Annotated in this window: 9 protein-coding genes and 1 pseudogene; 4 read left to right on the top strand and 6 right to left on the bottom strand. The window is 68.6% G+C overall.

Annotated features, from left to right (window positions below):
* A partial coding sequence (locus tag VRZ77_RS21130; RefSeq protein ID WP_414594542.1) for a glycoside hydrolase family 44 protein occupies positions 1 to 1,641 on the top strand: 1,641 nt, incomplete at its 5' end.
* 2 nt (positions 1,642 to 1,643) lie between these two features.
* Here the strand turns inward: VRZ77_RS21130 and VRZ77_RS21125 are convergent.
* The 3 genes from VRZ77_RS21125 to VRZ77_RS21115 form a co-directional block, all read right to left on the bottom strand.
* Positions 1,644 to 3,104, bottom strand: coding sequence for an oligosaccharide flippase family protein (locus tag VRZ77_RS21125; RefSeq protein WP_414594541.1), 1,461 nt, complete (start codon positions 3,102 to 3,104; stop codon positions 1,644 to 1,646).
* Between the two features lie 89 nt (positions 3,105 to 3,193).
* Entirely contained in the window at positions 3,194 to 4,174 is a 981-nt protein-coding gene (locus VRZ77_RS21120) for an NAD-dependent epimerase/dehydratase family protein (RefSeq protein ID WP_414594540.1), read from the bottom strand.
* Positions 4,175 to 4,185: 11 nt separating this feature from the next.
* Complete coding sequence (locus tag VRZ77_RS21115; protein ID WP_414594539.1) at positions 4,186 to 5,058, bottom strand: WecB/TagA/CpsF family glycosyltransferase; 873 nt, start codon at positions 5,056 to 5,058, stop codon at positions 4,186 to 4,188.
* Positions 5,059 to 5,581: 523 nt separating this feature from the next.
* On the opposite strand from VRZ77_RS21115, the gene dps reads away from it, so the two are divergent.
* Together dps and VRZ77_RS21105 are read left to right on the top strand one after the other, a co-directional pair.
* Entirely contained in the window at positions 5,582 to 6,070 is a 489-nt protein-coding gene (gene dps, locus VRZ77_RS21110) for a DNA starvation/stationary phase protection protein Dps (protein ID WP_414594538.1), read from the top strand.
* A gap of 357 nt (positions 6,071 to 6,427) precedes the next feature.
* Entirely contained in the window at positions 6,428 to 6,913 is a 486-nt protein-coding gene (locus tag VRZ77_RS21105) for a MarR family winged helix-turn-helix transcriptional regulator (RefSeq protein WP_414594537.1), read from the top strand.
* A gap of 27 nt (positions 6,914 to 6,940) precedes the next feature.
* Here the strand turns inward: VRZ77_RS21105 and VRZ77_RS21100 are convergent, their stop codons facing one another.
* From VRZ77_RS21100 to cckA, 3 genes are all read right to left on the bottom strand, one after another.
* Entirely contained in the window at positions 6,941 to 8,569 is a 1,629-nt protein-coding gene (locus VRZ77_RS21100) for an alpha-D-glucose phosphate-specific phosphoglucomutase (protein ID WP_414594536.1), read from the bottom strand.
* A 38-nt stretch (positions 8,570 to 8,607) separates the two neighbouring features.
* Positions 8,608 to 10,245 carry a glucose-6-phosphate isomerase gene (pgi, locus tag VRZ77_RS21095; protein WP_414594535.1) on the bottom strand — a complete coding sequence of 546 codons (1,638 nt, stop codon included), beginning with the start codon at positions 10,243 to 10,245 and terminating at the stop codon, positions 8,608 to 8,610.
* 143 nt (positions 10,246 to 10,388) lie between these two features.
* Positions 10,389 to 12,905, bottom strand: a complete 2,517-nt coding sequence (gene cckA / locus VRZ77_RS21090) for a cell cycle histidine kinase CckA (protein ID WP_414594543.1) — start codon at positions 12,903 to 12,905, stop codon at positions 10,389 to 10,391.
* A gap of 276 nt (positions 12,906 to 13,181) precedes the next feature.
* On the opposite strand from cckA, the pseudogene VRZ77_RS21085 reads away from it, so the two are divergent.
* Positions 13,182 to 13,496: pseudogene (locus VRZ77_RS21085) on the top strand (hypothetical protein); the annotation flags it as partial.

Here is a 13,496-nt window from a genome sequence, read left to right as displayed (position 1 = left end):
CGATACCCGCACTCCATGACCACACGGCGATCTCTGTTGAAAGGCGCGCTCGCCTCGGCCCTGCTGCCGATGACGCTCGAAGGCGCAGCCCATGCGGCGGGCGTCTCGGCACGCGTTCATGACGGCGCGCGGGCCGAGCCGATCTCGCCCTATATCTACGGCTCCAACGAGTTCGGCCGCATGGTGGGCGGCGAGCCTTCCATCGTGTTCGACAAGCGGCTGCGCACGCCGTTCCGCCGGCTCGGCGGCAATCTCATGACCACCTACAACTGGACCAACAACACCCAGAACGCCGGCAAGGACTGGTATCACGCCAATGTCCTCGGCCTCGCGGAATTCCTCGACATCGCGCCCGAGCAGCGCGCCGAGCCCGCCGCCGTCATCGCAAAGATGCACCGCAACAGCCTCGACTGCGGCGCGCAGAGCCTCGTCACGCTGCAACTCGCCGGCTATGTCGCCGCCGACGCCAATGGCGAGGTGCCGGAATCCGAGCACGCCCCGTCCGCCCGCTTCGTGCCGCTGCGCTGGTCCTCCGACACCGAGGCCTTCGCGCCCATCGACAAGACGGTGTGCGACATGCCCCAGCTCATTCGCCGGCTGGTGGAGACCTATGGTCAGGCGAACACGCCGACCGGCATCCGCGCCTACTCGCTCGACAACGAGCCCGGCCTGTGGGCGGAAACCCATCCGCGCATCGTGCTTGAGCCGCCGACCGTCAAGAGCCTGCTGGAACGCTCGATCGCGGCGGCGAAGGTGATCAAGACCATCGACCCCCATGCGCTGGTGTTCGGCCCGGCGAGCTGGGGCGTCACCGAGTTCCAGAACTTCCAGCACGCGCCGGACTGGGCGGATTACGCGCATTTCGGCAGCTTCATCGCCGCCTATCTCGATGCCTTCCGCGTCGCCTCCGATGCCTTCGGCGCGCGGCTGCTCGATGTGCTGGACGTGCACTGGTATCCGCAGTCCAACCTCGGCGACCTGCTCAACACTGAGGACCCGGCCCATGCCGAGGCGGTGCTCGCGGGCCCTCGCTCGCTCACCGAGGCGGGCTTCGCGGAGGACAGCTGGGTGATCCGCGCGCTGCCGGTCAGCGACAAGGTGGAGCTCGCCCTGCCGATCCTGCCAAGCCTCAACCGCCTGATCGCCAAACATTATCCGGGCACGCTGCTCGGCGTCACCGAGTTCAATTTCGGCGGCGTCGGCCAGCTCGCCACCGGGCTCGCCGTCGCCGACGTGCTCGGCCGCTTCGCGCAGGCCAATGTCGCCTATGCCTGCCACTGGGGGCCGCTCGACGGACAGGTCGGCAACGCCTTCGCGCTCTATCGCGACTATGACGGCAAGGGCGGGATGTTTCCCCCGCGCCGCGTGCGCCTCGATCACGACGGGAGGGCCGAGCTCGCGCTCTATGGCGGCGTCGCCGGCACGCGGCTGCATGTCATCGCGATCAACCGCTCGACGCGGGAACTGCCGCTGCGCCTGCACCTCGACCAGAGCTATCGCACCATCGCGGCCTATGGCTTCGATGCGTCACGGACACGGCTCGGGCCGCTTGGCGAGGGTCCGGCGCATTTCGACCCCTTCGCCATGATCGCGCTCCCCGCCCGCTCCGCCCGCCATTTCGTGCTGGACCGGCAGGGATAGCGCTACCGCCTGCGCACTGCCGCCAGCACGGCGGAAAGACCCGCGCGGTCAAGCAGCGCGAGCAGCGCCGGATAGAGCACGGCGCCGAGCGCTACCGCCGCCGCCAGCCCGCCGATCTCGCCCAGCCGCGCATGCAGGAGCGGGCCGGCCAGCGCCACCGCCCCCGCCATCAGGCCGGAACAGGCCAGCGGCCGCACGAGGTCGCCGAGCAGCCGCCGCAGCGGTATCGCCAGCCGCCACCGCGCCAGCACGAGCGCGCCGAGCGTATCGGTCAGGTCGCCGGCGAGCCGCGACAGCCCGACCGCCACCGCGCCGAACGGCCCGATGCTCGCCAGCGCGGCGACGATGACGGCGAGCCGCGTGACGCCGCGCCACAGCGAATATTGGGGCCGGCCGAGAGCGGAGAGCGCGGTGATCACCAGTTGTGTCGCCGTCACCAGCCCGCCGCCAATGCCGAGGATCTGCGCGATCAGCACCGCCTGCTCCCAGCCAGGCCCCGCCAGCACCGGAACCAGCAGCGGCGCCACCGCGGCGATGCCGAAGAAGATCGGCGAGGTCACCAGCGCCGTGCGCGCGCAGAACCGGCGCACCAGAAGGCCAAGGTCCCCCGCCCCGTGCGCGGCCGGCAGGAACAGCGCGAAGCTCAGATTGTGGCTCACCGCGATCACCGCGCCGCGCACCGGCTCGATCACCCGCATCGCCATGTTGAACTGGCCGAGCACGCCGATGCCGAACATGCTGGCCACCATGAAGTTGAACAGCAGATAGGTCAGGTTGTCGGTGAGCCGGTCCCACAGAATGGTCCAGGCGAAGCCGGCGAGATCGGTGTAATGGCGCCGCGACCAGGCCGGCTTCAGGCTCATGCCCACCAGCCCGACCAGCACGATCGCCTGCGCGAAGATCGCGGCCACGCGGAACGCGATCAGCGCCCACAGCCCCGCGCCGAGGAAGCCCAGCCCGATCGCCGCCACGGTGCCGACCACATTGCCGACCAGCGTCGACAGCGCGATGGCATTGAACGCCCTCCGCCGCCGCGCCACCGCGGTCGCCATCACCACCGCGACATTGGGAAACAGCATCAGTGAGGCGGCCGGAAGCAGAAGCGCGAGCTCAGGCAGGTCGTAATGCTGGCCGAGCCCCCAGCCGACCGGCACCGACAGGGCGAGAAACAGCAGCCCCATCGCCCAGCTCGCCGCCAGCGCGGTGCGCACATGGATGCCGCGCAGATGCTTGCGCTGCGACAGCGGCTCTTCGAACGGCACGGCGACGAAGACATTGAAGATCGTCACCACGGTCAGCACCAGCGCCGTGGTGCCGAAATCGTCCGGCGTCAGCAGCCGCGCCAGCACGGCGGTGGTGAGCACTTGCAGGAACAGACGGCTGGCCGCCTCCAGCCCGGCAATCGCCGCCCAACCGGAAACCTTGCGCCCGCCCTGCCCCGCGCCCTCGCTGTTCGTGCCCATCCGCCCTTCACTGATACGTCGCGGCGCCAGCCGGAGCGGTCCGCGCCCCAAGCCCGCGCGGAAAAGGCTCCAGAGCCACCGCAAAGGCTCTAGCCGACGAGCCGCGTTCTCTTCAACCCGTCTTCGAGCCCGATCGCGGGCTCCCATCCGATCGCGGTCCGCGCGCGCTCGGAGGAATAGCGCGCCTTGCGGGCGAACAGCTTCATCTCGTCCCGTGTCGGCGCCAGCGCCAGCGCCTCGAAGCCCGGCAGGCGCAGGCGTCGCCAGACCTTGGCGGGGAGCGAGGCGGCGATGCGCAGCCGGCGCTCCAGCGTCCCGATCGGGCGTAGCCGGCATCCCATATGCGCGGCGAGCGTGGTGAAATAGCCGTTCCAGCTCGGGCTGTCCGGCCCGGTGATGTTGAGCACGCGCATGCCCTCGCCGGGCGCGGCCCGCAGTGCCAGGCCGATGGCCCGCGCCACCTCATCGACATGGACCAGCGCCGCCAGCCCCTCGCCATCCGCGCCGAAGGTGCCCCAGGCGCCGCGCCGGATGCGCCGGCCGAGCTTTTCGATCCAGAACGGACTGCCCGAGCCGTAGATGATGCCGGGGCGGAGCACGGTGGCGCTGCGGCCCGCCTGGGTCCATTCGCGCAGATACTTCTCGCAGGTGAGCTTGGCGGCGGCGTAGTCGGTCAGGCCGCCGGCCGGCGCATCGGTCTCGCGGACCTCGCCGGTGCGCTCGCCATAGACCGCGATCGAGCTGAGATAGACCAGCGGCGGGGCGGCGTCAGGCCGCGCGGCGGCGTCCAGCAGGCAGGCAAATTCGCGTTCCATGCCCGCGACCTCGCCATAGGCGGCATGGACCACCGCGTCGACGCCCTCGGCAGCGGCGCGCACCTCGTCCGGCTTGCTCAGGTCGCACGGTGTTTCGCGTAAGGCCGGATGACCGGCAATGTCCGCGGGCATCCCCGCGCGGCGGATGCCGGCGCGGACCCGCCAGCCTTGAGCGAGGAGATGACGGCAGACGGTGCGACCCACAAACCCGGCGGCCCCGGTGACGAGAACGGTACCGGAGAAGGCGTCGTCCACGTCGGTCCTCATCACATCGGGGCTGGGGTCTTGCCGCCGGAAACCTTATCCGAACCGAAGCGCGCGCGCAGCACGATCAGGAAGATCGGCATGGATTCGACGAAGATGCGCCGGGCATGGCCGAGCGGGTTGCACATCAGCCGGTAGAACCACTCCAGCCCGTTGCGGCGGAAGAACGGCGGCGCGCGCCGGGAAAGGCCGGTGGCGAACAGCAGGCCGCTGCCCACGCACAGCCCGGTGCCCACCGCATCGCCGCGCGCGAACACGGCACGGGCGAGATATTCCGACTGCGGGGCGCCGACGGCGAAGAACACATATTGTGCGGGATGGGCCATCACGAAGTCGATGCAGGCGGCAAACGCCTTCTCGTCCTTCACGAAGCCGCGCGGCGGCACATGCAGCGCCACGTTGCGCAGGCCGAAGCGCTCCTTGAGCCCGGCGCGGAGTTCCTCGGTGCTGGCAATGACCGTCACCACGTCGTCAGGCAGGATGTGATTGTGCAGCAGGTCGAGCGTCACGTCGCTACCGGTGGCGAGCGGAATGCTCTGCCCGAAGAAGATCTTGGCGAGCGCGCGCGGGATCTGCCCGTCGAGCAGCCGCAGCCAGGCGTGCTCGTAGGCGTCGTTGAAGCGCTTGTCGCCGAGGCGGGCGAGGCGGTTGAAATGCGCGGCGTTGGGCGTGACGACATAGGCGAACGGCGCATCCACCGGGCGGGCGGCGATCTGCATCGCCACCTGCTTTTCGGTCAGATTGGCCAGCTTCACGCCGAGGAATTCGTGCTCCGACGGCGCCTGAGGGGGAAGATTGGCGGCGGGCACGTCGGATGCGCGGCCGAAAACACGCGGCGATACGGTCTTGCTCATCACGCCTTCAAGGATGCTCACGCTATTGTCTCCCGGGCCGGTGTCGTCTGTCGAACTATGGCAAGGCTCCGACCGGTCTCCTCCACCGCGGTCGCCGGCGACATTCGACGCCGCGGCACCCGGACGAGGATCCGTAGAGATACCTTCCAAAAGTCTCATTCCCATCGCGAGCTCCCGGCGCGCCGTCCTTCAAAACACAGAGGAAACAGCGCAACCTCTCACCCCGCTCACGCGAGGTAAGCGCCGCGATCCGTGGGCTTCGAGTGACGCGACAGGCCGAGGCCGAAGAGTCGAGACACGTCGCACGCTTCGTTTGGCGTCCGCACCTATGCTGATGCGTGACAAAGCCAGCCCGCCATTTCACCATCTGCCAGCATTGTGGCAGAAAAGCCATTAAAAAAGTTCGAAATTCAAAATTATTGAACTGACCTTTGGTCGCAGTGCCAGTGCTGCACATTCAGCAGGGGGCGACGCCCGCGCGCCATCGCCCGGGGGCGGCATTGGTGGCATACTGCGCGCGGCCGGGTCCGCCAGGGAGAACAACATGCGCGAGCACAAGACGAACAACGACGTCCCCTCCAATGCCAAGCAGGTTTCCATCCAGCTTCTGAACGCCAATCTGGCTGCCGGGCTGGACCTTGCCCTTGCGACCAAGCAGGCGCACTGGAACCTCAAGGGCCCGCAGTTCATCGCCGTCCACGAGATGCTGGACGGACTGCGCGCCCAGCTCGACGAGCACACCGACACCATGGCCGAGCGCGTGGTCCAGCTCGGCGGCACCGCGCTGGGCTCGACGCAGGTCGTCGCCGAGGCGACGAGCCTCAAGCCCTACCCGCTCGACATCTACGCCGTGAAGGATCACCTCGCGGCGCTGATCGAGCGCTACGGCATCGTCGCCAACAGCGTGCGCAAGGCGATCGACGAATCCGGCGATGCCGGCGATGCCACCACGGCGGATATCTTCACCGCCGCCTCGCGCTCGCTCGACAAGGCGCTGTGGTTTCTCGAAGCGCATCTTCAGGAAAGCCACTGACCGCAACGGCCACATATGGCCAGCCGGCGCCCGCTTGTGCGCCGGGGCTTTCCTCCTGGCGAAACACTGTTAATTTCACGACATTAGCTGTGAGTCCCGTCAGGGATACGCCATGATGATGACACACGCGGACGGCCTTTTGCTCGCGACCTTTTCTTCGGGCCGCGGCATGGTCCGTCCCGCGTGGCGCAGGGTTCGCAGGAGTGCAGACAAAGCGATGCCGGGAGATCGGGATTGCCATCCGGCCATGATGCGGCCGCTACAGCCGACAGCTAACGGGGACCGTCATTTCGGCGGCCGCCGTCACGCCCACATCAAAGGTCGATCGGTGCCCATGCTTTCAAAGGCTTCCCGCATATGAGTAGCGTCAATGAAGGTCCCGAGGTCACGGTCACGCATCTGGAGATTGCGCGGCTGATCGAGCGCGCCCACCGGCGCTTTCTCGATCTCCTGCGCGTCGAGCTGACCCGCCTCGGCACGGACGACATCAGCCCCTCTCAGGTGATGCTGCTGTTCACCATCGGCAATGACGAGCTCTCGGTGCGCGACCTGCTGGAGCGCGGGCACTATCTCGGCTCCAACGCCTCCTACAATCTCAAGCAGCTGGTGGAAGCCGACTACGTGCACCGCTCGGCCTCGCTGCGCGACCGCCGCTCCGCGCGGCTGCGCCTGACGGACAAGGCCAACGCGCTGTGCGAGGCCATCCGCGCCATGCATGACAATGTGAACCGCCAGAGCGCCCGCAACGTGTCGGACGCGCAGGAGCTCGAAACCGCCTTCAACGTGCTGCGCCGGCTGGAGCTGCTCTGGACCGATTCCCTGCGCTACGGCGAAGGGGCCTGAGCCCCTTCGCGCCTCAGGCGTCCGCGCTCAGGTGATGACGTCGGGCGCGGCGCGGCCGGTGCGGCCGGCAATATCCGGCAGGCTTCGCGAGATGTCGATCAGGTCCGCCAGCGCCGCCTGGGTCTCGATGTCGTGGCGCGCCGCGTCCGGCTCGAAGCGCTCGATATAGACCCGCAGCGTCGCGCCCGCCGTTCCCGTGCCCGACAGCCGGTAGACGATGCGCGAACCGTCGGTGAAATAGACCCGGATGCCCTGCTTGGTGGTCACCGAGCCGTCCACCGGGTCGTGATAGGCGAAATCGTCCGCCTTCTCGACGGTCAGCGCCCCGAGGCTCGTGCCGGGCAGCCCGTCCAGCCGGGCGCGCAGGTCGGCGATCAGCCCCTCGGCGGCGGCGGCGTCGACTTCCTCATAATCGTGGCGGGTGTAGTAGTTGCGCCCATAGGTCGCCCAGTGCTCGCGCACGATCTGCGCCACCGGCTGCTTGCGCACGGCGAGCACGTTGAGCCACATCAGCACCGCCCACAGCCCGTCCTTCTCGCGCACATGGTCGGAGCCGGTGCCCGCGCTCTCCTCGCCGCACACGGTGGCGAGCCCGGCGTCGAGCAGATTGCCGAAGAACTTCCAGCCGGTCGGCGTCTCGTAGAGCGCGATGCCGAGCTGCTGCGCCACCCGGTCCGCCGCCCCCGAGGTCGGCATGGAGCGGGCGATGCCCTTGAGCCCGGCCTTGTAGCCCGGCGCCAGATGGGCGTTGGCCGCGATCATCGCGAGCGAATCCGACGGCGTGACGAACTGGCCGCGCCCGATGATCAGGTTGCGGTCGCCGTCGCCGTCCGAGGCCGCGCCAAGGTCGGGCGCGGCGTCCGACATCATCAGGTCGTACAGATCCTTGGCATGGACCAGGTTGGGGTCGGGATGGTGGCCGCCGAAATCCGGCAGCGGCTCGAAATTGATGACGCTGCCCGCCGGCGCGCCGAGCGTTTCCTCAAGAATCGCCTTGGCATAGGGTCCGGTCACCGCGCTCATGGCATCAAACCGCATGGTGAAGCCGCCGGCGAACAGGTCACGGATCGCCGCGAAGTCGAACAGCGTGCCCATCAGCTCGGCATAGTCTTCCACGGGGTCGATCACATCGACCACCATGTCCTCGATCCGGGTGATGCCCAGCGTGTCGAGGTCGACATCGGCGGCGTCGGAGATGCGGAACTCGGTGATCTCCCGCGTGCGGGCGAACACCGCGTCGGTGATCTTCTCCGGCGCCGGCCCGCCATTGCCGATATTGTACTTGATGCCGAAATCGCCGTGCGGCCCGCCCGGATTGTGGCTGGCGGAGAGGATGATGCCGCCGAACGCCTCGTGCTTGCGGATCACGCAGGAGGCGGCGGGCGTCGAGAGAATGCCGCCCTTGCCCACCAGCACCCGGCCGAAGCCGGCGGCGGCGGCCATCTTGATCGCGGTCTGGATCGCCTCGCGATTGTAGAAGCGCCCGTCGCCGCCGATCACCAGCGTCTCGCCCTCATAGGCCTCCAGGCTGTCGAACACCGACTGGATGAAGTTCTCGACATAATGCGGCTGCTGGAACACCGGGACCTTCTTGCGCAGGCCGGAAGTGCCGGGCTTCTGGCCCTCGAAAGGCGTGGTGGCGACGACGCGGATCATGGATGCCTCGGAATACGCGGGAACAGGCGGGAGACGGCTCAGGCGGAGCGAGCGGTGAGGTGATGCAAGAGCCCGGCCGCGGAGCCGGAGAGCGAGGGCGGCGCGACGCCGCTCTCCACCGCCGGCAGCAGCGTCGCCGCCAGCTCCTTGCCGAGTTCCACGCCCCACTGGTCGAACGAATTGATATCCCAGATCGCGCCTTCCACGAACACGCGGTGCTCGTAAAGCGCGATGATCCGCCCCAGCGTGAACGGGTCGAGCTTGTCATAGGCAATCGTCACCGAGGGCCGGTTGCCGGGGAACACGCGGTGCGGCGCGAGCCGCTCCGCCTCCGCCGGCGAGACGCCCTTGGCGAGCAGCTGGTCGCGCGCCTCGTCCAGCGTGCGCCCGCGCATCAGCGCCTCGGACTGCGCGAGGCAGTTGGCGATCAGCATGGCGTGATGGTGCTCCAGCCCCGGCTCATGGCCCTTGGCCGCGATCAGGAACTCCACCGGCACCGGGTCGGTGCCCTGGTGGATGAGCTGGAAGAAGGCGTGCTGGCCGTTGGTCCCCGGCTCGCCCCACACCACCGGCCCGGTGGAACGCGCGACCGGCGTCCCTTCGCGGGTCACGCGCTTGCCGTTGCTCTCCATGTCGAGCTGCTGGAGATAGGCCGGCAGCCGCGAGAGGTGCTGGTCATAGGGGATAACCGCGCGGGTGGCGTAACCGCAGACGTCGCGGTGCCAGATGCCGGTCAGCGCCAGCAGGATCGGCAAATTGGCCTCGGGCGGGGCGGTGCGGAAATGCTCGTCCATGGCGTGGGCGCCGGCGAGAAACGCCTCGAAATGCCCCGGCCCGATCGCGATCATCAGCGGCAGGCCGACCGCCGACCACACCGAATAGCGTCCGCCCACCCAGTCCCAGAAGCCGAAGATACGGTCGGACGCGATGCCGAACGCCGCCACCTTGTCGAGCGCGGTGGAGACCGCGGCGAAATGCGCGCCCACCGCCGCCTCGCCCAGCGCCGCCACCAGCCAGGCGCGGGCGGTCGCCGCGTTAGTCATGGTCTCCTGGGTGGTGAAGGTCTTGGAGGCCACGATGAACAGCGTGGTCGCGGGATCAAGCGGCTTCAGCGTGTCGTAGAGATGGGCGCCGTCGACATTGGAGACGAAATGCAGGCGCGGGCCGTCGTGGTAGGGCGCCAGCGCCAGCGTCGCCATCACCGGGCCGAGGTCGGAGCCGCCAATGCCGATATTCACCACATCGGTAAAGCGCCCGCCCCGTGCCGGCGCGATGGCGCCCGAGCGGATGCCCTCGGCGAAGTCCGCCATGCGCCCCAGCACCTCGGCGACGTCCGGCAGCACGTCCTGCCCGTCGACGAGAACCGGCGTCCCCGCCTTCGCCCGCAGCGCGGTGTGCAGCACGGCGCGGTCCTCGGTGAGGTTGATCCGGTCGCCGGCGAACATGGCGTCGCGCTTTACCGTGACATCCGCCGCCCAGGCGAGATCGAGCAGATGCTGGAGCGTGCGCTCGGTGAGCGCGCATTTCGAGAAGTCCAGCAGCATATCGCCCAGCGAGGCCGAGAAGCGCTGGAAACGGTCGGGATCGGCGGCGAACAGGCCGGCAACGCTCTCCCCTTCACGCTCGGCGAAATCGGTGGACAGGACCTCGAACAGGCGGTCGACGCCGACGCTCATGCATATCTCCGGCTTGGTCTGAGGATAGCCTAGTGCCCTTTCCGTTCGGATGGAAACATCCGAACGAGAAGAAAGCGCACTCGATTCAATACGCTGGAGCCATTCCTCTTCGATCAGATGAGCCCATCCGATCGGGAAAGGCTCTAGTCGTTACGGCCGATATTCTCTTTCACTGTCTCGATAAGCTGCTTCAACGTGAAGGGCTTTGGCAAGAAGCCGAAAGCGGCGCCCTGCGGCAGATTCTTGGCGAACGCCTCCTCGGCATAACCCGACATGAATATCACCTTGATGTCGGGATTGGCCGCGCGCAATTCCTTCAAGAGCGACGGCCCGTCCATTTCCGGCATCACCACGTCGGAAAGCACGAGCTTCACCTCGTCGCCATGCTCGGCCATCACTTCCAGCGCCTCGATGCCCGAGCCCGCCTCCAGCACCTGATAGCCGCGCGAGGCGAGCGCGCGGGCGGCGAAGGCGCGCACCGCCTCTTCGTCCTCCACCAGCAGCAGCGTGCCGCGCCCGGTCAGGTCGGCGGGCTTGGGCGGCGTCTCCGGCTCGGCCGCCTTGGCCGGGATTTCGACCGCCTCGGGAATGTGGCGCGGCAGGAACACGCGGAACACCGAGCCCCGCCCCGGCTCGCTCTCCACCTGCAGCGTGCCGCCGGTCTGCTTGACGATGCCGTAGACGGTGGAGAGGCCGAGCCCGGTGCCCTTGCCGACTTCCTTGGTGGTGAAGAACGGCTCGAAGATCTTGTCGATCACATCGGGCGGTATGCCCGAGCCGGTGTCCGCCACCTCGACCAGCACATGATCGGCCGCCGGCAGGCCGGCCTCGGCATAGTCCGCCGCCTCGCTCACCGGCACATTGGCGGTGCGGATGGTCAGGCTGCCGCCGTCCGGCATGGCGTCGCGCGCATTCACCGCCAGATTGACGATGACCTGTTCGAACTGGTTGAGGTCGGCCTTCACCGGCCACAGGTCGCGCCCTTCCTTGACCTCCAGCTTGACCGTCTCGCCCAGCAGGCGCCGCAGCAGCATGGACAGGTCGCTCATCACGTCGCCGAGGTTCAGCACCTGCGGGCGCAGCGTCTGGCGGCGCGAGAAGGCGAGAAGCTGGCGCACCAGCCCGGCGGCGCGATTGGCGTTCTGCTTGATCTGCATCACGTCCTGGAACGACGGATCGGTGGGCCGGGAATTGGCCAGCAGCAGGTCGGAATAGCCGATGATCGCGGTCAGCACGTTGTTGAAATCATGCGCCACGCCGCCGGCGAGCTGGCCGACGGCCTGCATCTTCTGGCTCTGCGCGAATTGCGCCTCCAGCGCGCGCTGTTCCGTGGTCTCGATGGCGTAGACGATCGCGGCCTCGCCCTCGGCCTCGCCGTCCTTCACCGGCGAGAGGTAGAACCGGGCCGAGCGTCCGCTCTCGCGGTCCAGCACCACATCGACCGGGCCTGGCGGGGTCTGGCCCCTCAGCGCCAGCTCCGCCGCCTCGCTGAAGCCGGCCTGTGCCGGCTCGCCGAAGATGCGGGTGATGGGGCGCCCAGCCTCGGCATTCGGCCCGCCGAACAGCCGTGCGAACATGGCGTTTGCGCGCACGATCCGCCCCTGCCCGTCAATGGCGGCGATGGCGATCGGCGAGTTGTGGAAGAAGCGGGCGAAGCGCACTTCGGCCGCGCGCAGCGGGTCGGCCTGGCTTTCGCCATGGGAACGGTCGACCACCAGCGTGCGCGAGGCGCCGGGCGTGCCGTCCGCCGCAAACGCCACGCGATGCCACAGGCGCACCGGCAGCCGCTGGCCGTTCTTGCGCTTGAGGTCGAGGTCGATCACCTCGGTGCGCACGCTGCCCGGCGCCGGGGCCATGCCGGTCAGCAGCGTCGCCGCCGCGCCCGGCACGATATCGGCGACCGAGAGCCCGCCGGGACCGAATTCGGCGAGGTCGTAGCCGAGCCAGTCGACCAGCGTGGCGTTGATGTAGTGGATCGCCCCGCCCGCCGCCGAGAAGAAGCCGGCCGGGGCGTGGTCGAGATAGTCGATGGCGTGCTGGAGTTCGAGAAAGGCGCTTTCCTGCCGCTCGCGCTCGCGCGTCAGGTCGCTCACCGTCCACACCACGGCCCGGCCGGCGCGGGTGGAATGGGCCGGGCGCGCCCCGAGCTTGAGCCAGCGTGCCGGCTGGTCCGGCAGGCCGGCAATCCGCACCTCCTCGGTCAGCGCCTTGCCCTCGCGCACGCCCTGCGCCAGCCGGTACACCGCCTCTGAGGCGTCGGGATCGCTGGTGAACAGCCGCTCGACCGGGCGCACCTCGTCCTCGCTGGCCGCGCCGGTGATGTCGCGATAGCGCGGATTGCAATAGAGCACCCGTCCCAGCGGATCGACGATGCTCATGCCCTCGCTGGCGCTGTCGACGATGCGCCGCGCCAGCTCGTCGCGCGGCTCGGGCAGGCCGAAGCGCAGCAGCCCGGTGGCATAGGCGAACAGCGCGAACACGCCGGCCACCGCCAGGAGGGTCAGCAGGCCGATGATCCACGGATCGGCACGGTCGCGGCCGAGCAGCAGCAGGCAGACCACGGCCCCGACGAGCGCGAGCGCGACCGCCAGCACCAGCCGGATGCTGCCGCCGATTTCCGGTCGATCATGCCTCAGATCGTCGGTTCCGCTGTCCGCCATATCCACGCCAGAAACGCCCACGCCAGAACTCCAACGCCCGCTCGGGCCGAGCGGGCCATGGGAGGCGATTCATCCCTTACTTCTTGGTGCCCGACCCGGCAGGCGGGAGCAAGCGGCGATTGTGCGGCCTCCCGCCCGATACGGCGCCAGCGATAACCATGCCAGACGGCGCACACTTGCCGAGCCCGGCATTGCGCGACAAAAAGGGGGCGGTGCGCGGCCCGTCGCGGGAGACAGCCGCGCACGCGTGAATGCAATGGGAGCGGTTGAGAAGCCATGCAGATATTTTCCGCGCTAACCGACCTGTCGGGTCTCGGCGGAGCCTTGCTGGCCTTTATCGGGCTGGTGCTTCTCGCCATCATCGTCGTGTTGCTGGGCCGGCGCTCGCGCCGCTACGGTCACAGCCGCGACCCCGGCCACCGGCTTGCGGTGCTTGAGCAGGTGCCAATCGACGATCAGCGCCGGCTGGTGCTGATCCAGCGCGACGAGGTGCAGCATCTCGTCATTCTCGGCGGCGGCAGCGATTTTCTGGTCGAAGCCGGCATCGGCGCGGCCGAGGTCGCGCGCGTCGCGCCGCCGTCGGTGCAGGCC

This window comes from Ancylobacter sp. G4_0304, assembly GCF_047501495.1.
Taxonomy (GTDB): domain Bacteria; phylum Pseudomonadota; class Alphaproteobacteria; order Rhizobiales; family Xanthobacteraceae; genus Ancylobacter.
This window is presented reverse-complemented; position numbering and strand designations above follow the sequence as displayed.